This is a genomic window from Deinococcus roseus (assembly GCF_014646895.1).
In the GTDB taxonomy this organism is placed as follows: Bacteria; Deinococcota; Deinococci; order Deinococcales; family Deinococcaceae; genus Deinococcus_C; species Deinococcus_C roseus.
Genome location: NZ_BMOD01000010.1, coordinates 81,869 through 99,941 on the forward strand (window position 1 = coordinate 81,869; position 18,073 = coordinate 99,941).

The window sequence follows — 18,073 nt, forward strand, 5'->3', positions numbered from 1 at the left end:
ATGCCAGACCACCCTGCCTCCAGCACCGAACAGAACCTGATCACCGGACTGCACAAAATCAGTCTGGTCCTGAAAAGCCAGGCCTGGAAAGGTGCAGCACCCCAGAAACTCACCCCCACCCAGGGAGAAATTCTCGTGCAGTTGCGTCAGGAGGTGAATGGGCAAACCCTTTCACAGCTGGCCAGCCACCTGGGCATCACCCTGGCCACCACCAGCGACGCCGTCAGCATGCTGGTCAAAAAAGGGCTGGTCAGCAAAGTGCGCAGTCCAGAAGATGCCAGACAGCTGCGCATCACCCTCACCGCAGAAGGGCAAGCAGAAGCCCAGAAAAGTGCAGGCTGGACAGACTTCCTGCTGGAAGCCGTGCAGGACCTCAGCCCTGAAGAACAGGGATTGATGCTGCACATGCTGCTGAAATTGATCCGGGGCCTGCAAACCCGGGACCATGTGCCTGCAGCGCAGATGTGCCTGACCTGCCAGTTCTTTCAGCCTGGAGAGGGTCCCAGCTCTCCTCACTTCTGCCAGTTCACCCAGACACCCTTAAAACCCATGGACCTGAAACTGGATTGTCCTGACCACCAGGACATCCTCTAAGCCCACACACCCAGAATTCAAATTTCAGAGCAGCACTGGCCTTTCAAAAGGTTCAGGGTGCTGTTCCAGGAGCCCTCATGCGCAAAATGACCCTGATTTCCCTGCTGTGTCTGTCTTCCCTCTCCATGGCCCACCCTGTTTCTTCGCCCTCTGGCAATGCAAAAAGCCCTCATTTTGATGTGGTGAAAACCCAGGTCTTCAAAAAAGGCACCTTTCTGGTCTTTCAGATGAAACTGTCTGACAAAGCCGGCACAGAACTTCCAGCCGCCACGGGCCAGCTGGGAGGAAGCCAGGTCTACAGCTATGTGTGGCCCACCACGCTGGATTCCTCTGTGGTAGGGTTTGAGTCAGGACAGGGCGTGCTGGCCCTGGCAGCCACCTCCCACCCGGATTTCGATGACACCCCCCTTTACGATGAAAACGACGATGGGGATGTCAAAAACGATGGCACCCTCTGGCATACCCACTGGGTGGTCCTGACCCCGGACGATGCCTGCGGCCCTGGACACCTGAAAGTCAAAGACATTCCTGCAGGCACCACCCCCAGACTGCCCGCCACCTGGCCCGGATTGCCCATCCTGATTGACAGCCCTGGTTACCCTCCCCTGCTGAAAAACACCGTGGTGGAGGTGCAGGTGCCCCTCAAAGAACTGGGCTTCAACACCAGCTTTCAGTTTGACGGGGTGACAGCAGGTTTGCAGGTCAATGCCAGCGTGCACAGCCCTCTGCTCTGTGTCACCGATGTTTTTGATGTGGCCAGTGGAAACCTCAGCCTGCCCGGAACGGTGACCCTTCCCTGAACGTCATGCACCTCTGAAAGCATCAGGGTAAGATGCTCCCATGAACCACAATTTCTGGCTGAATGAACTGGGAGAACTGGAAGCACAGGTGCTGAATGACCTGCAGCACTGGAAAAACCACCCCGATTATACCCCCTATCATGGCGCAGATTCCCTGCTGACCCTGGCCCGAAAGATCTGCGCCCTTCCCGAAACCTACGCCCTGATTCTGAATGGCGCGTCAGACGAGGAGGTCCTCAAAGCCGCTGCAGGAGATTCCCTTGTGCACACCCCTGCTGCCCTGGGAGATTTCCTGCAGGTCGGAATGCTGGCCTTCAGAGCAGCTTTTCTGAAACTTCCCGAAATCGACATGAAGACCCGCGAACTTCATCACGTTCTGGGACAGGACAAAACCGCTGTGGCCCTGGTGATGGAACTCATCAACCGCATGCATGCAGTCAGAGCAGAACTTGAGCTGTACTTGAAACTGGCCTGACCTCCCAAAACCCATCCAAAAAAACTTCCCCACCTTACGGTGGGGTTCTAGACAGTGGATAATTTTGAGGTTATCGGCGCTTGCTGTGCACGGGAACGTACACTTTTTCAGGTTCTGCGGGTGAGCCTTTCGAAGCGACCACCACCACACCCAGCACGAGAATCAGGATTACAGCTTCGATCACGGATGCTCACCTCCTATGTCCTTCAGTCTAAAGACTCTCTCTGACAGTTTCCTGAACTTCGGTTAAGGATTCCTTACTTCAAAGAACCTTTAGTTTTGTCATTCTTCTGTAAGAGATCAGGCCTCGATGGGCGGGGTGTACTCTTTCTCTGGAACGTATTTGTACATTCTTCCAGCCAGCAGCACAGCAATCAGGAAAGCTCCTCCTCCCAGCAGCAGCATGCGGCCCACATAAAGCCCCCAGTTGCTGTCGTAGGCCCCAAACAGGAAGGCCCTGAGGGCTTTCACCAGATCGGTGATGGGGAGGTACTGGTGCAGGCTCTGGAACAGTCCGGGGGAAAGCTCCACAGGGTAAGCTCCACCTGCAGAGGCCAGTTGCAGCACCAGCAGGATCATGGCGAACATCCGTCCAGCATCGCCCAGGACCATGATCAGCAGGATGATGACCCCAAACATGCTGATGCTTCCCAGCAGCAAAATGCCGTAAAACAGGGCAGGATTGGGCACCGAGAGCCTGAGTCCCAGACGCATGGTGAGGGCCAGGAGCAAGCCCTGGATCAACACTGCCACAAAAGGCAGGGTGCTTTTGGCCAGCACTTTTGAGAAACGGCCTGCACCTTTCACGTTTTCAGGCAGCACCCGTAACCTGAAGATGAAACTGGTCAGCAGGGCACCCATCCACAAAGACAGCGACATGAAGTAGGGGGCAAACGCACTGCCGTTGTTGGCAACTTTGTTGATGGTGTTTTCCTTCACCTCGAAGGACACGGCCAGGAATTCTGCTTTTGCATCGGGTTTTTGCACATCTGGGATCTTGCTGGCAAGTTCACGGGCACCTTTTGCCAGTTTCCTGGCTCCGGTCAGCAGATCGGTGTTGCCAGCCTTGACCTGATCTGCACCGTCTTTGAGCTGGGCCAGACCACTGGAAAGCTCAGCAGTTCTGTCCCGCAGGGTTTTGATGCCCGTGTCCAGTTTGCCCAGGTCGCCTTTGCTGGGGGTTTTGCTGTCCATCAGCTTTAATGCGTCGCTGATCTGCTGCATGCCTGTGGTCAGGGTGGTCACACCACTGCTGAGGCTGCCCGATCCGCTGCTGAGGTCACTGGAACCTTTGGAGAGCTGTTCCAGAGGAGCATCCAGAGGATTTTTTTCAGGCACCTGGGCAGCCATTCTGGCAAGGCCCTCGGAAAGCTGCTGGGCACTGCCGCTGCTCTGGCCCAGAGGGGCATCCAGAGGGTTCTGGGCAGGGGTTTTTGCAGCAATCTGGGCCAGACCTTCAGAGAGTTGCTGGGCACTGGTGCTGCTCTGGGTGAGGGAAGCGCTCAGGGCACTTCCTGCAGCCTGACCGGAAATCTGTTTCAGTCCTTTGGACAGCTGATCTGCACCTTTGGCAGACTGCTGGATGGGATCATAAAGGGGATTTTCAGGGGTCACCTGATCGGACATTTGTTTCAGGGCAGCAGCCAGTTGCGCAGCCCCTTTTGCAGATTGCTGCATGGGCGCATACAGCGCATAATCCGCAGTCACCGAGTCAGACATCTGCTTGAGGCCAGAGGCCAGTTTGCTGTTGCCCTCTTTGACCTTCACAGCACCGTCCTGCAAGGCTTTCAGTTTGCTCTGGGCAGGGGTTTTGCCAGCCAGGGTGTGAATGCCGCTGCTCAGTTGCCCCACACCAGAGGTGAGTTTGGTGACTCCGCTGGTGAGGGTGGTGGCCCCACTGGTCAGGGCTTTTCCGCCACTGCTGGCTTTGGCCAGACCGGAATCCAGTTTGTCTGTGCCATTCAGCAGTTTGCGGGTGCCGTCTTCCAGTTGCTCTGCCCCATCCGCCAGTTTGCTGGCAGCATCTTTGAGTTTCTTGATGTCATCTGCACTGGTGCCCAGCTTTTTCAGGGTGGCTTCCCAGCGTTTCTCACTGAGTTTGCCGTTCAGTTCACGGGCCAGTTCGCTGGTGAACCTTTTTCCCAGGGTGGCGGCCAGATAGCTGGACCCCTCAGACACCGTGACATTCAGGTCTGCCTGGGCTTTCCCTGCAATGGCTTTCTCGCTGAGGTTTTTGGGCAATTCCACCATGAAGTAGATGTCGCCTTTCTTGACTGCAGCCTGGGCCTCTTCGGTGGTCCTGAACTCTGTGAATTTGAAAGGGGGGTCCTTGCGGATTTCTGCCAGGGTGTCCTCTCCGAGGTTGTATTTTTCCCCCTCAAAGACGGTGCCCTGGTCCAGGTTCACGATGCCTGCAGGCAGGTTTTTGGTCTGGCTGTAGGGGTCCCACACGCTTGAAAGATAAGTTGCGCTGTAAATGGTGGGAATGATGGTGATCAGAACCATTGCAGCATAGAGCTTTTTCTCTTTGCCAAACAGCTTCAGTTCTTCTTTTAAAACCTGCCTGTAATCTGACCCAAACTTTTTAAACATCATTCGCCTTCCAGCACTTCACGGAACTTTTGCTTGAGGATGTCGGTCAGGACCTTCTCCGGGACCACCGCAATGCCCCCGAAAATGCTGGACACCACCAGCATCTTGTCTCCGGGCTGGATGCCCAGTTTTTCTCTGGCTTCTTGTGGGATGGCGATTTGCCCTCTTTCGCCCACGGTGACGGTTCCAAAAAATTGCACTTCCAGGTCGCTCATGGACTCAGTCTAAAATTTTTGTTCAAGCATGTCAATCATGTAAATCATACTGGTATGTATGGGGATGGGTAACACCTCAGGAGTCAGATCTTTAAGGGACGCGTTACCATGGAAAGCATGAGCATTCTTCCTGATGCACCTTTCATTGAGCTGTATTTTTACCGTCCCAATCAGATCCAGGCTTCCAAAATTGCAAGTGTCCTGAAGGAATCAACAACAAATCCTATTCTAAATAAAACTGGAGATTTAATTTTCAACATAACGATTCATTCAATCCAGAAATTAAAAATGATACAAAAATCATATTTAAATCAATATCCAATTAGCGCAAACATGTATAATTTATTTGAGATACAGTCATGTTAATAATTTTAAAATTATTTAAATTTGTAAGGATTATCTTAATATATTGTGTGATTTAACTCATTATAATGTTTTTGAGTGGTGTTGTATTTTATTCAAATATTAAGACATTTATCAGGGAACAGCATTCACCAGATGGGATTAATCATGTATTTCTTCTTTATTCTCGAGACTTTCCAATATTTTCCGGCTACTATAAGCTGTATCATTATAAAGGAGGAAAGCGTGAAATTTTAGATCAAGGCTATTATCTTTTCGATGAATATGAATTTGAACAAATAAACAATGAATTTTTAAAATTATACTTGGAAAAAACTTCAGAGTGCAATTTAGATATAAATTATTTTTACAAATCTACGTCGGTAAATATATGTTGATTTGTAATGTTGTTTCTTTTATAAAACACCATCAGCACCAGATATAATGTTTCCTATTCATCATTGTAATGTAGGAGCGCAGTGTGCTGCGCCCCGTGGCAGGAAGGGTTGTCAAGGATTGTTCCTCTGACCCTTCCACTGCAATAAAATAAAAAAACCATGTCATTCTTCACCCACCCCTCGGCCTGGAGCGGATTTCATTGTGAGTTGGGCATTGAATTCTGCACCCAGAATGAAAAAGCGCTGGAAACCCTGATGCTGCACCTGTGGTCTTTTCCAGAACTGCAAGGAATTTACCTCGAAAAAGACAGGGAGCCCGCTGAACAACAGCGTTTTTCCCTGGACCAGTTGCTTGAGAAGGAATCCATCCTTCATTTGCTTTTAAGAGGCACTGTCACCCTGCCAGACGGGAATCAGGTGGCCTGCTCCACCAGCATCCTCAGAGAGGAGGCAGGTTCAGACTGGTTGTTTTTTTCCATCTCCACAGGAAGTCTGGAGCAGGTTTATCCTGTGGTCTCCTCTGCTGATGGAGAGGATCATCAGCTCAATCCCTGGTTGCGTCCTCTGGAAGACTGGCTGGCCGAACTGGGTATGAGGCTTTACAGGCACCAGCCTTATGATCTGGGCATCGTGGGCTTGAATCAAATGGGGATGTTGAATGCTGAAGACATCCTTCGGGACGGAATCCCAGAACAAAGGTACTGGGTACTGCTCTGGCCCGATGCTGAAGGTCTGCAGTATTATCCCAGCAACATGGGGTAACCCCCACTGCAGAAAATCTGAAATGCAACCTGTAGGGGCGAGGCATGCCTTGCCCTCTCCTCTGCCTCTGCTTGAAAATCTTTTTGCCCTCGGCTCTCGGCTCTCGGCCCTCGGCAGGCGAAGTCGTTGTCCTCGGCCCACCGCTTGTGAATCAAAGCACAAATTTTGGATCTAAAAAATGTTAAGCTGTCAGCATGAAGTACATCCGTGACCCCGAACTCATCCCCATCGCTGAAAAAGTCGAAGCGGGACAGAGGCTGTCTTTTGAAGAGGGGCTGAAACTCTACCACACCCCCGACATCAACACCCTTGCCCGCCTTGCCAACCTGGTGCGGGAACGCAAATTCGGGGACAAAACCTACTACGTGCACTCGCTGCGCCTTTCCCAGACCAACATCTGCTATGTTGGCTGCACTTTTTGCGGGTTTGCTGCCCACATGAACGAGGAGCGGGCCTGGGACTGGGAGATCGACGATGTCCTGAAGTTCGTGCGGGACCGTTACCAGCCCGGACTCACCGAAATTCACATCTCCAGCGGCCATCACCCCAAAAAACCCTGGAGTTACTACCTGGATCTGGTGCGTGCCCTCAAAGAAAACTTCCCTGGCGTGCAGGTGAAAGCCTGGACTGCAGCAGAAATCTGGCACTTCACCAAAATTGCCAAACTCTCTGTGCGTGAGGTGCTGACCCAGCTCAAAGAAGCCGGACTGGACGCCATGCCCGGAGGCGGAGCAGAGATCTTCGCAGAACGGGTGCGCAAACAGATTGCCCGTGCCAAGGTGAACGCAGACAACTGGCTGGATGTGCACCGCACCGCCCACCAGATTGGCCTGCACACCAACGCCACCATGCTCTACGGCCACATCGAAACCCTGGAAGAACGCCTGGACCACATGCACCGCCTGCGCGATTTGCAGGACGAGACCGGAGGCTTTTTCAGCTTCATTCCTCTGGCCTTCCAGCCCATGAACAACAGTCTGGCGATGAACCTCGGGAAGACCGATTACACCACTGGTCTCGATGACCTGAGAAATCTGGCTGTGGCCCGCGTTTACCTGGACAACTTTGACCACATCAAGGGCTACTGGATTCAGATTTCCCCTGAACTGACCCAGGTCTCGCTGGACTGGGGCGTCACGGACATTGATGGAACCATCATCGAGGAGAAAATCTCCCATGCTGCCGGGGCCACCTCCGAAGTCGGCACCACCGAGGAAAGCCTCAGAAACCTGATCCTCAGGGCAGGACGCACCCCAGTGTTGCGGGACGCCCTGTACAACGAACTGAAGATCTTTCCAGGAACCGCAGCAGATTGATGTTGAGTCAACGTGTAGGGGCGAGGCATGCCTCGCCCTTTCTTTGGCTGGTTTTCTTCAGAAACAGGAGTTTTTAAATGTCCAAACCCTACAGAATCGGGCTGATTGATTTCGCCAATGTTGCCCCCATCAATGAGTACCTGCCCGAATCGGACGCTTACGAGGTGCACCGGGGCGTGCCCACCGAAATGAACCGGCAGTTGCTGGCGGGAGAAATTGACCTTGCCAACATCAGCAGTTTTGAGTTTCTGCAGAACGCCCACCTGCTGCAGGCGTTGCCGGATTTCAGTGTGAGTGTGCTGGGTCCGGTGTACAGCGTGAACCTCTTTCACAACCTGCCCTGGGAGGCGTTGCAAGGAAAACGCATCGCCCTGACCACCCAGAGTGCCACCAGTGTGAAGCTGCTGGAGGTGCTGCTGTCTCTGAGTGGCATTCAGGCCACCCTGGAACGCAATGAAGGCAGCGTGCAGGCGTTGCTGGATGCGGGTTATGCTGGCGTGCTGAAAATTGGGGACAATGCCCTGAGAGAGTGGTACCAGTTGTGCGGACCGCTGGAGCCCCACGCCTCGGTGTGGGACATTCCGCATGGCCGGGGAGAGGTGCAGGTGACGGACCTGAGCATGCGCTGGTACGACCATTTTGGTTTGCCTTTTGCTTTTGCCGTCTGGGCTTACCGCACCCCTCCCCCACCTGAACTGGTACACAACCTGCGTCTGGCCCGCAGAACCGGGCTGGGAGAACTGGCTGTGGTGGCAGAGCGCAATGCCAGAAAACTGGACCTACCCGAATTCATCGTGCAGCATTACCTGTGGAACTTCAGATACCATCTGGAAAAGCCAGACCGTCTGGGCTTGTTGAAATTTGCTGAGCTGGTGGGGGTTTCTGGGGAGACCCTGCGTTTTTCAGAGTGAGGTAAATTTGAAGAAAAGCCAGGGTTTGTTGCCCTGGTTTTTCTTTTGTGTCTGGAACCCTGGGCTTTGAGCGGCATGCAAAGGGTTATCTCTGTGAACTGTGGACTGTAAACTTCTCAGCCTGACTTTCCCACTCAGGCTTTAAACAAAAGCTTTAAATGAGAACATTGAGAGGAAATCCTTCAGGCTGCATAGCATCCCTTCAGGACAACTGAAGCAAAATGCCAGATAATACCTTCATGACCCTTGAGGAATACCTGAAAAAGCACAATTACACCATTGAAATCATTGACGCTGGAAAAAACCAGGGTTACATCGTGCATTTCAGGGAGAAACGCGAAGACCGCCCGGATTTGATTCACAACGACGTGCCCACCCAGCCCCAGTCCACCCCCGAACTGGCTTTGCAGCAACTCAGAGAGCACATCGAAGGGATGCATCAGGATTCCCGTTCACTTTCCACCCCTCCGATGGTCTGGACCTATGCCCACGGGAAAAAAGCTGTGGGGTGGGCGCTGGAATCGGGGCATTACGAATACTTCGCCCGCAACCAGGAAGAAGCCGAGATCTATTCGGATTTGATTGCCAGGGCCGCCAGAGACCTCTCTTTGCTGGTCAAATCCCACTTCAACCGCGAGAAGTCCCGCATTGAGATGGAACTGCGGGGCATTGGCAAGATGAGTGCCTCCACAGTGGTGGTGGACTTTGAGCCTGCCAGTGCAGAGGGGCTTTACCTGGTGGATTGAGTTTACAGTTTTCAGTTCACAGTTTTCAGCGCTCAGTGCGACGTGGGCCGCCCCGCAAGCAGGTGGTCAGAGCAAGACAGTTCACAGTTTTCAGTTCACTGCAACAGATTGGAGACCCATGCCCGCTTTCATCATCTCTGGCACACCCGGCACCGGAAAAAGCTCTGTGGCAAAAGCCCTGCTGCAGTACTACCCGTATGGTCTGCACCTTCCCGTGGATGATTTTCGGGATTTTGTGGTTTCGGGGGCGGCCCATCCCGTGCCCCAGTGGACCCAGGAAACCTCCCGGCAGTTCATGCTGGCAAGGCAGGCTGTGGGCAAGGTGGCCACCATTTATCAACTGGTGGGATTCGCCGTGGTGATCGATGATGTGCTGGGTCCTGCTGAAGTCTCGATGTTTGATTTGCCTGTCCAGCCCTACAAGATCCTTTTAAGGGCAGATTTGCAGGAGGTGCTGGAGCGCAACCACACCCGCACCAACAAGCACTTTGACACCCGCATGCTGGATCAGGTGATCACGGAATTGCACCAGAGTCAGGATGTGGAGGCTTACCAGCACCATGGCTGGCACGTCATCAACAGCACGGGCCTGAGTGTGTACGAAACTGTGAATGCCATCCGTGCAGCCACCCACGTCTGAGGGTTACACTGAAGCCCTCATGGATGATGCATTCAGAAAATCGGTGTTGCAGGTGGTGCTGGGCATTCCTTACGGCCAGACCATGAGTTACGGCGGGGTGGCCCTGGAAGCAGGTTACCCCGGTTACGCCCGCCATGTGGGCAACTTGCTGGCCGGGCTCTCCGAGGAAGATGCACCAGAGGTGCCCTGGTACCGGGTGATCAATGCCTCACGGGGCATCAGCACCTACCGCAGGGGCATTGGGGACCTGCAAAGGAAACTGCTGATCTCTGAAGGGGTGTCTTTCAAAGGGGAAAAAATTGCAAAAGAGCACTTTCTGGGTTAACGCTTCATGGCCAGCAGAAAGCGGTCCTGTCCGGTCAAATCTGGATACACTTCTGAGGCGGCCCAGAACTTTCGGTCCAGTTCTTCTTGCAGCACTTTCACGTTTCTGGGGTCCAGTTCCAGGGCCAGAATGCCACCCGATTTGAGGTGCCGCACAGCTCCGGTGACAATCCGGCGGGCCAGACTGAGGCCGTCTCCCCCGGAGTAAAGTGCAATGTTGGATTCGTATTTGAGCTCAGGCATCTCGCTGGCCTGGTCTGCATCGGGCAGGTAAGGCGGGTTGGAAACGATGATTTCAAAGAAACCATCCAGACCTGCAAAAAGATCCCCCTGCTGCACTTTGAGCCTGAGGGACAGCTTGTGTGCATTCTGCTGGGCCAGGCGCACACACACCGGATTGATGTCTGTGGCGGTCACGTCCGAAAAAGGAATCTCGTGAAGCAAGGCCAGGGCAATGGCTCCTGTGCCCGTCCCGATGTCCAGAATGCGGGGCTTCATTTTCATGTTGCGCTCAATCACCAGCGAGACCAGGGTTTCGGTTTCGGGCCTGGGGATCAGCACGCCCTCGCAGACTTTCAGGCGCAGGCCATAAAAATAGGTGTAACCCAGCAGGAGCTGCAAGGGTTCACGGCTGGCCCTGCGGTGCATGAAGTCCTGCAGCTGGTCCCATTCTGCATGCTCCAGAAACACATGGCGGTCCATGAGCTGGCGCACCCGGGACAGTCCGGTCACGTGCTCCAGCAAAAATTCGGCGTCCACGTGTGGGGAGGGGATCCCCGCCACCGTGAACACCTCGACCATGTGTTTGAGGGCCTGCCCGACAGTGAAGGTCATCTTTTGAGACAACTGTTCAGGCAGGTTTGACGATGATGTGGCGGTCCTTGCCTTCTCCCACCGATTCCGTGGTGACCCCGCCCATCTCTTTGAGGGTCATGTGGATGATGCGGCGGTCCGAGGCAGGAATGGGGTCCATCTCGAAGGACTCTCCGGTTTTCATGACCTGCTGGGCGATGCGCTCGGCCAGTTGCACCAGTTTGTCCTCGTGGCGGCGTCTGAAACCCGCTGCGTCCAGGTGCAGCCTGAGGTCGTTGCGTCCGGCTTCTTTGGCGAGAAGGGTGTAGCACATCACTTCTAAAGCAGCCAGCACCCGCCCATCCCGGCCGATCATCTTGGCGGCATGCACCCCGGAGATGTCGGCGTAAATCACGTTTTCCTGCATGCGAACTTTCACACTGAGACCGGAGTCGACACGCTCACAGAGGCCCTTCAGGAACTGCTCAACCACTTCCTGAGGGTTGATGTTGTACTCAATCGGAGAGCTGGGGCTCTGGTAGGCTGTTTCCGGGTCAATCGGGCTTTCATCGGCGCTGTCGCTGATCCCGAGACCGGCCAGGTAGTCGTCAAGGTTGGTCTTCTTTTCCATCTGGTCCTTAGTTTACTGCAGTTTGGCCTGTTGTGCAGGGTGACAGGACCTATTCAAAGTCAGGCCCTGAAGCATAGAGGGCAAACCAAAACCCCCATTGCTGGGGGTTGAAGAATTCCAGGTGCGTTTATTTCGCCGGTGACTTCCCGAAGAGCAGCACCCCTTTTTCGAAGAAAGGCACATTCGGATTGGCGGTGTCTTCCGATCCGGTGGCCCCGGTCACCCCGGCATAAGAAGGATCGTTGCTGGGGTCCCAGGCTCCTGCAGGTGCGTTGATCTGGTCTGCCAGTCCAATGCGGAACTGCACTTCCTTGCGGTAGTACTGCTGGCCTCCCGGATAGATGGTGCCCGGAACGGTGATGTCCAGGTAATACATGTTCTGGGCGCTGTTCCAGAGCTGCAGGGCACTGGCGGTGCCTCCCCTGACCGTCACCACATAATCGCTGAGCTTGAAGCCTGCGGCAAAGCCTTCTGAGAGGTTCACAAAGTACCGGAAGGACACAGCGGTGGTGGGACAGGCAGGCCATGCAGATTTGTTGGTGGCCCAGCCAGCGATCTCGGTGAACTTGCTGCCAGAGGCATTCAGTTTGGTGCCCACATAGAATTCAGGGCTGTCAGGTTGCTCCACTTTCGGGAAGTTGGCGAGGCTCTGGCCGCCGTAGTTCTGCACCATTCCTGCCAGTGCTCCGGTGAATCCTGCGTTGTAATCGGTGGCCACCTCGTTGGTGATGTAGTTGCCCCGGTCATCGGTGTAGGCTCCGGTGGAGTCCGGGCCTCCCACCAGTGCACCCGTCAGGGTGTGGCGGCTCTGGGCGGGTGGACCTTGCAGGTTGTCGGCCCAGGTGCCGTGTGCGCCCCGGTGGTGGGGGTTTTTGGGGGAGTTGCTGCCAAACCCGATCTCATAAGAGCGGCTTGCAGGGTTATCTCCCAGCATGTAATTGATCTGGTCGGTGGCGAAAGTCTGGTAGCGGGTTTTTCGGGTGGCGTCCGTGATGTTTCCGCTGTGGATCAGGGCCAGCATGGCGGTGTTGGCGGCGTAACGCAGGGAGCCCCAGGTGTCCAGCCAGGCCAGTTTGTCGGTGTACTTGATGCGCTCTCCATTGAAGCCCACCGTCCAGTAGTCCAGCCAGCGGTCTGCATCAATCTGGTAGGCAGCGTCTTTTGTAAGCTGGTACATCAGCACGTAGGTGCCGTAAGATTTGTCATCCCAGGCGTGGGTCCACTTGTAAGGGTGGTACACGGTCTGGCCTTCTTTTGGCAGGTTGTTGTATTCGGTTTTGGCCTTGGTCAGGTATGCGGCGTCTCCGGTGGCCCGGTAAAGCCATGCAGCACCCCACACCAGTTCATCCTGATAGCCGCTCCAGGAGTTGTAATACCCGGATGCATCGGTGATGCTGCTGCTGTATTTGCCCCTGAACTGGTCTGCAAAGGCGTAAAGCTGTTTGGCGTGGTTCAGGAGGGTCTGGGCGTAGGTGGGATCGGTGTCTTTGAAGACCAGGCTGCCTGCTGCGAGCGCAGCTGCAGTCTCCCCTGCCAGATCCGAGCCAGGGTGGGCCTCGTCAATGTAATAGGTGGGGCGCATTCCTGCCTGACGGGTGTCCAGGGTTTCGGGGGCGGCCCAGTAAGCGTGGTCGGTGCTGCCCGATCCGACCTGTCCAGCCAGTTTGTTGGGGGCCACGTGTGCCCGCACAAAGTAATCCATCACGAAGCGCAGGTTGTTCTGGATGTGCTTCAGCTGCCCAGATTTCTCGTAACCCTGCTTGAAATCCAGGGCACTCCAGGCCAGCAGGGTGGCGGTGGAGGCCATGGGGAAGCCGAACTTCACGTGGTCACCGGCGTCGTACCAGCCTCCGGTGATTTCATCGAGCATGCTGGAGTTGCTGCGCCAGGACACCCGGTTCCAGCTTGCCACCGGGCCTGCCTGCTGGGCTTCGTAGAACAAGATGGCTTTCTGCAGGGCTTCGCCATAATTGAATTTGCCGCTGGAAACCGTTCCTGCTGCAGCTTCTGTAAACACATGGCTGAGGGGGTAACGGGCACAGGGGTTCTGTCCGGCCACAGGGGTCACTTCATCGGTGGTTTTGGCAGTCAGGTCTGCACTGAAAGCCGACCAGTTGCCCGCACCATCTCCGGCCCGCACTTTGTACAGGTAAGCGGTGTTTCTGGTCAGCCCTGAATCCGTGTAGCTGAGGGTGGTTCCAGAAACTGTACCAATCAGGGTACCGCTGCGATACACCTCATATTTGGTGACGGCCACATCATCTGTAGAGGCATTCCAGGCCAGAGAAATGCTGCTGGAGGTGGCTGCATTGGACCTCAGGGAAACTGGCACCGTGGGAGGCTGATCCACGGGAGCTGCAGGTGTGGTGAAAGTCACCGTGTTGCCAAATGCAGAGGCATTCCCTGCTGCGTCCAGCGCCCGCACTTTCAGGGTGTAAGCCGTGCTGGGGGTCAGGGTCAGTTTGGGATTGGTAAGGGTGCCAGCCACACTGGTGAGCAGGATGCTGCCGTTGTAGATTTCATACTTTGCAACACCCACGTTGTCGGTGGATGCAGCATAAGCCAGCGTCACCGAGTTGGATGTCAGGCCAGAGTAGGACAGCGTTCCAGGCACTGTGGGGGCAGCAGTGTCTGCAGGTGTGGTGAAGGTCACCGTGTTGCCAAATGCAGAAGCATTGCCTGCTGTGTCCACTGCGCGGATTTTCAGGTTGTAGGCCGTTCCGGGCCTCAGGGTGGTCAGTCTGGTGGTGGTGGCAGGGGCCGTGACGGTGCTCAGCAGGACGGTTCCATCATAAATTTCGTATTTTGCAACCCCACTGGCGTCTGTGGATGCCCCCCAGGTGAGCGTCACAGAGGTGAAAGCCAGACCGGAATGGGCCAGCGTTCCGGGAACGGTGGGAGGTGTGGTGTCGATGGGGGTCACCACCTGACCGTTGACCTCCAGCACAGTGCCATTGCCTCCGGTGTAACTGCCATTGGCCGTAAAACCCATCTCGTAGTTTGCACCAGCAGCAACAGGGCTGTATTGCAGGTAATCGGGAGAGGTGACGGTGTAATACCCCTGGGCATCCGGGCCAGTAAAAGTGCCATTCCAGCTGGATGCCAGGGTGATGGGGGTGTTCAGTTTGAATTTCAGTTTGAAGGATTTTGCAGCTGCCCCGGAGACATTGTTGAAACGCACATAACCCTGGTACCCACCCTGCCAGGTGTTGGTGGTGCCCAGCGTCACGGTGTAGGCATCGGCCTGTTTTTGCACAGCAGCACTCTTGCCAGACACAGCAGGGGTGGTGCTGTTGCAGGCCACAAAGCCCAGGCTCAGCAGGGCGGTCAGTCCCAGAGACATCACTCTTATGTTCGACATCTTTTCCTCGTTTGTTGGGTGATTCTTGCATGAATGGGGTGTGCTTCAGCCGCCGTCTGAAGTTCCGGTGCAGCACTTCTGCTGGGTGCATGGTGAAATCAAAGGTGATGAGGTACAGGTCCATCCTAATGTAACGGTTCTGAAATGATCTGAAAAAGCTGCTCAGACCGCAAAATTTTTTCACCTGTTGTTGTGGAGTGAATTGCTGGAACCAGCCACAAATTTATGTTCTAAACATACAAAGCATCCATGCAAGCAACCACCGGGCAGAATCTTTCCCAGAACGCCCTCCAGAACATCAGGAAACTTCTGGTCGTGCACAGATCGCTGCACACCAAAGTATGTTCATGGAAAACTTTTTAACCCAATTCAACCATGTACATAAATTTAGACGTGTTTGTCCAGCAACAGAATCTGCCTTCTACAGTGAATACATGTCAAAGCAGCGCAATGCACACCTCACTGAACAGCAATTCTGGACCTGGATTGCAGAAACCACTCCAGCGCCTTATGCCAGCGACCAGCATGTCAAAAACCTGATCGCCCTGCTGAGCAAACAATCCCTGGAAGAAATTGTGGGATTTGACTTCTGGATCTGGAAACATTTCTGCCAGTCCCACCTGACAGACCTCTGGTGTGCAGCTTACGTGATCAGGGGATGGTGCTCAGATGACAGCTTCGATTATTTTCGGGAAGCGCTGATCTTGCTGGGAGAAGGCATCTTCAAACAGGCCCTGGAACATCCTGACGCTCTGGCAGACCACTGGGAGGCTGTGCAGGACCTGCGCGAGGAAGGAACCCTCTCCATTGCACAGCATGCTTTTCGGTTGAAAACAGGTCTGTCTCATGAAGATTGGCGCGCTGTGGAAAAGTCTTTTTCACATGATCCCCTTCCAGCAACAGAAGACCCCTTTCACTGGAGTGCAGATGACGAAGAATCCCAGAGGCAACGGGTTCCAAGGCTGTACTTCAAAAGCATGCTTCGAGAAGCTGCAGAGAGAAGAGAGAACAACAGCTGAAGGTCAACAAAAAAATCCCCGAGAACATCGGGGACCTTTCTGTTCTGCAACCGACTTTTTAAAATCAGGCTTTGGAGACTTTTTTGGTTTCCATGTGGCGCTCGACCTGCCTGTTGATCAGGATCTGCTGACCCAGACCCAGCAGGGTGAACAGGGTGTAGTACAGGGTCACGCCGGAAGGGAACTGCAGGGCCAGGAAAATGAAAATGGCAAACATGAACAGCTGCTGGCGGAACATCTCGGGGTTCTTGCGGGTGGACACCCAGGTCTGCAGGAACATCGCACCGATGTACAGCACCACCATGATGTAGTAGGGATCAGGCAGGGCGAGGTCAGGCAGCCACAGGAATCCGGTGGTGAACTCGAACTTGCTGAACACCTGCCACAGCACGATCAGGATGGGCATGGGCAGGAACATGGGAAGGCAGCCACCAAAGGGGTTGACCCCGTGCTCCTGGTACAGCTGCATGGTGGCCTGGCCGCGTTTCTGGGCATCGTCGGCGTATTTTTTGTTGATTTCGGTGATCAGGGGCTGGATGGCCTGCATTTCGGCCATGCTCTTGTACTGGGCCTGCATCAGGGGCCACATGGCCAGACGGATGATCAGGGTCAGCAGGATGATGGCAATGCCCCAGCTTCCCACCAGTCCGTACATCCAGGTGAGGAAATTGGACACCAGAATCCCCAGGTTCCCCAGCACGAAAGAAGGGGAAAACAGACCGGGGCGGTCCAGGTAACCTTCCAGGTGCAGGCGAATGGCCTCATTGAAGCCGCCGTACACTTTCAGGTTGCTTTCACCAGAGAGGTCTGTCAGGGCCACTTTGGTGGGGTTGAGGGTGGCATTTGCCGTGGTGCTGTCCGCAGGAACCACGATCAAAGCAGGCTGGGTGGATTGCTTGTTGCCCTGCAAGGCCACATAATTGACGTTTTTCACTTCACCGCTGGACAGCACGTTGGCATCCTGCTTGCCAATGCCCTTGACGTTGGGCGTGGCGTTGTTCTGCAGCCCTTCAAAGGTCATCTGGTATTTTTCCACGCCATTGACCGTGGTTTTGGCCTCGATGGTGTATTTGCGGGCATGGATGGTGAAGGTCTTGGTGACAGTGACAGCCCCCTGCTGGTACTTGAACACTGCAGTGAGGGTGTCTGCAGATTCGCCTTTGGCCTGGGTGCCAGGATCAGGGTTCAGCACCGCATTTTCAGCTTTGACTTCACCTTCCAGAGGAATGGCGAATGCTTTGCCATAAATCTTGTCGTTGCCGCTCTGGTTGCGCACCTGCAGCAGGTTGGGAGCGCGGTTCAGAGCACCCGCATTCACTGTCCCATTGGTTTCCTTGAAGTAGCTGGTGCCCTTGACGGGTTTCACAAACCAGCCCACCACTTCCCCTTTCTGGTTGAAGGCAATGTCCATCAGGTTGGTGGTGGCCACCACATCCGGGGATTTGTCTCCGTCGATGTCGATATTGCGGATCCAGTGGGGGCTGATGTTGGCAAACGCGGAACCCGCGAACATCAGGATGGGCAACAGCACTGCGAGTTTCTTCATTCTTGTTTCCTTTTTGGCGTTTTCGGCATTGGCACGGGGTCATGGCCTCCCGGATGGAAAGGATGACACCTCAAAATACGTTGAAGTCCCAGCCAGCTTCCCCTGGCCACCCCATGCAGCTCAATGGCTTCCAGGGTGTATTGGGAGCAGGTGGGATGAAAACGGCAACTGGGAGACCCTTTTAAAGGAGACAGCCGCCGCTGGTAGAAACGGATCATGGACACTGCTGTTTTGACAGCACTACTTGGCAAAAGCCACCTCCAGCGCACGCCTGAGGGTTTCAAAGTCCACGCTCAAAACTTCGGGATTGAGGATCACGATGGCTTTGCAGGGTGGAATCTGGCCCAGACGCAACGCTTCTCTGATACGACGTCTGGCCCGGTTTCGTTCCACGGCCTTGCCCATCGCTTTCTTGGAGGTGACGATGCCCACCACCGGACGGGGATCGTACTTCTGTCCATGGCGGGGTTTGTAGGGGATTTTGCGCAAAGTAAAATAGGGGGTGCGGACTGCAGGTCCTTTGCGAACCTTACGAAACTCCGCATCCCCCTTGAGGGCGATGAACCGTTTTAATTGTTTTGGGCTCTGCCCTGCATCCACAACGTCGAT

The 18,073-nt window shown here is 54.7% G+C and carries 18 protein-coding genes; 10 read left to right on the forward strand and 8 right to left on the reverse strand.

All coding sequences use genetic code 11. The features are described 5' to 3' along the window. The 3 genes from IEY52_RS14020 (at position 1) to IEY52_RS14030 (ending at position 1,869) form a co-directional block, all read left to right on the forward strand. Positions 1–594: a MarR family winged helix-turn-helix transcriptional regulator gene (locus tag IEY52_RS14020; RefSeq protein WP_189003328.1), complete on the forward strand. Its 594-nt coding sequence runs from the start codon at positions 1–3 to the stop codon at positions 592–594. A gap of 77 nt (positions 595–671) precedes the next feature. Then, a complete protein-coding gene (locus tag IEY52_RS14025; RefSeq protein WP_189003329.1) occupies positions 672–1,394 on the forward strand; it encodes a hypothetical protein in 723 nt (240 codons plus the stop codon). Between the two features lie 40 nt (positions 1,395–1,434). Next, positions 1,435–1,869: a hypothetical protein gene (locus IEY52_RS14030; protein WP_189003330.1), complete on the forward strand. Its 435-nt coding sequence runs from the start codon at positions 1,435–1,437 to the stop codon at positions 1,867–1,869. A 300-nt stretch (positions 1,870–2,169) separates the two neighbouring features. On the opposite strand, the gene IEY52_RS14035 is transcribed toward IEY52_RS14030, so the two are convergent. After that, complete coding sequence (locus tag IEY52_RS14035; RefSeq protein WP_189003331.1) at positions 2,170–4,464, reverse strand: YhgE/Pip domain-containing protein; 2,295 nt, start codon at positions 4,462–4,464, stop codon at positions 2,170–2,172. Further along, positions 4,461–4,676 carry an AbrB/MazE/SpoVT family DNA-binding domain-containing protein gene (locus IEY52_RS14040; RefSeq protein ID WP_189003332.1) on the reverse strand — a complete coding sequence of 72 codons (216 nt, stop codon included), beginning with the start codon at positions 4,674–4,676 and terminating at the stop codon, positions 4,461–4,463. Before IEY52_RS14040 ends, IEY52_RS14035 begins: the two co-directional genes overlap by 4 nt. An 899-nt stretch (positions 4,677–5,575) precedes the next feature. Between IEY52_RS14040 and IEY52_RS14045 the strand changes: the two genes are divergently transcribed. The 6 genes from IEY52_RS14045 (at position 5,576) to IEY52_RS14070 (ending at position 10,116) form a co-directional block, all read left to right on the forward strand. After that, positions 5,576–6,178 (forward strand): hypothetical protein, encoded by a 603-nt coding sequence (locus tag IEY52_RS14045; protein ID WP_189003333.1) that lies wholly within the window; start codon positions 5,576–5,578, stop codon positions 6,176–6,178. Positions 6,179–6,372: 194 nt separating this feature from the next. Beyond that, entirely contained in the window at positions 6,373–7,494 is a 1,122-nt protein-coding gene (gene mqnE / locus IEY52_RS14050) for an aminofutalosine synthase MqnE (protein WP_189003334.1), read from the forward strand. A 77-nt stretch (positions 7,495–7,571) separates the two neighbouring features. Beyond that, positions 7,572–8,405, forward strand: a complete 834-nt coding sequence (locus tag IEY52_RS14055) for a menaquinone biosynthetic enzyme MqnA/MqnD family protein (RefSeq protein ID WP_189003335.1) — start codon at positions 7,572–7,574, stop codon at positions 8,403–8,405. Between the two features lie 239 nt (positions 8,406–8,644). Continuing rightward, entirely contained in the window at positions 8,645–9,151 is a 507-nt protein-coding gene (locus IEY52_RS14060) for a hypothetical protein (protein ID WP_189003336.1), read from the forward strand. A gap of 118 nt (positions 9,152–9,269) precedes the next feature. Then, positions 9,270–9,791, forward strand: coding sequence for a phosphotransferase-like protein (locus IEY52_RS14065; RefSeq protein ID WP_189003337.1), 522 nt, complete (start codon positions 9,270–9,272; stop codon positions 9,789–9,791). A 19-nt stretch (positions 9,792–9,810) separates the two neighbouring features. Further along, the gene (locus IEY52_RS14070; protein ID WP_189003338.1) at positions 9,811–10,116 is read left to right on the forward strand and encodes an MGMT family protein; all 306 of its coding nucleotides are present in this window, start codon (positions 9,811–9,813) and stop codon (positions 10,114–10,116) included. Here IEY52_RS14070 and prmC read toward each other — a convergent pair. The 3 genes from prmC to IEY52_RS14085 all read right to left on the reverse strand — a co-directional run bounded on the left by prmC (position 10,113) and on the right by IEY52_RS14085 (position 14,899). Then, positions 10,113–10,949, reverse strand: a complete 837-nt coding sequence (prmC, locus tag IEY52_RS14075; protein WP_189003339.1) for a peptide chain release factor N(5)-glutamine methyltransferase — start codon at positions 10,947–10,949, stop codon at positions 10,113–10,115. The two genes, IEY52_RS14070 and prmC, sit on opposite strands and share 4 nt — an antisense overlap. A 16-nt stretch (positions 10,950–10,965) precedes the next feature. Then, positions 10,966–11,538: a Jag family protein gene (locus IEY52_RS14080; protein ID WP_189003340.1), complete on the reverse strand. Its 573-nt coding sequence runs from the start codon at positions 11,536–11,538 to the stop codon at positions 10,966–10,968. Between the two features lie 127 nt (positions 11,539–11,665). Beyond that, on the reverse strand, positions 11,666–14,899 hold the full coding sequence (locus tag IEY52_RS14085; protein ID WP_229684797.1) for a glycoside hydrolase family 9 protein: 3,234 nt from the start codon (positions 14,897–14,899) through the stop codon (positions 11,666–11,668). Positions 14,900–15,333: 434 nt separating this feature from the next. Here IEY52_RS14085 and IEY52_RS14090 point away from each other — a divergent pair, with 434 nt between their 5' ends. After that, positions 15,334–15,918 carry a DUF4240 domain-containing protein gene (locus tag IEY52_RS14090; RefSeq protein ID WP_189003341.1) on the forward strand — a complete coding sequence of 195 codons (585 nt, stop codon included), beginning with the start codon at positions 15,334–15,336 and terminating at the stop codon, positions 15,916–15,918. A gap of 64 nt (positions 15,919–15,982) precedes the next feature. Here the strand turns inward: IEY52_RS14090 and yidC are convergent, their stop codons facing one another. From yidC to rnpA, 3 genes are read right to left on the reverse strand one after another with little or no spacing between them, the layout of a single operon-like run. Continuing rightward, a complete protein-coding gene (yidC, locus tag IEY52_RS14095) occupies positions 15,983–17,464 on the reverse strand; it encodes a membrane protein insertase YidC (RefSeq protein ID WP_189003342.1) in 1,482 nt (493 codons plus the stop codon). After that, positions 17,461–17,733: a membrane protein insertion efficiency factor YidD gene (gene yidD / locus IEY52_RS14100; protein ID WP_505692017.1), complete on the reverse strand. Its 273-nt coding sequence runs from the start codon at positions 17,731–17,733 to the stop codon at positions 17,461–17,463. The genes yidC and yidD overlap by 4 nt, the downstream gene beginning before the upstream one ends. Next, positions 17,705–18,064: a ribonuclease P protein component gene (gene rnpA, locus IEY52_RS14105; RefSeq protein ID WP_229684798.1), complete on the reverse strand. Its 360-nt coding sequence runs from the start codon at positions 18,062–18,064 to the stop codon at positions 17,705–17,707. Before rnpA ends, yidD begins: the two co-directional genes overlap by 29 nt. Positions 18,065–18,073: the final 9 nt, after the last annotated feature.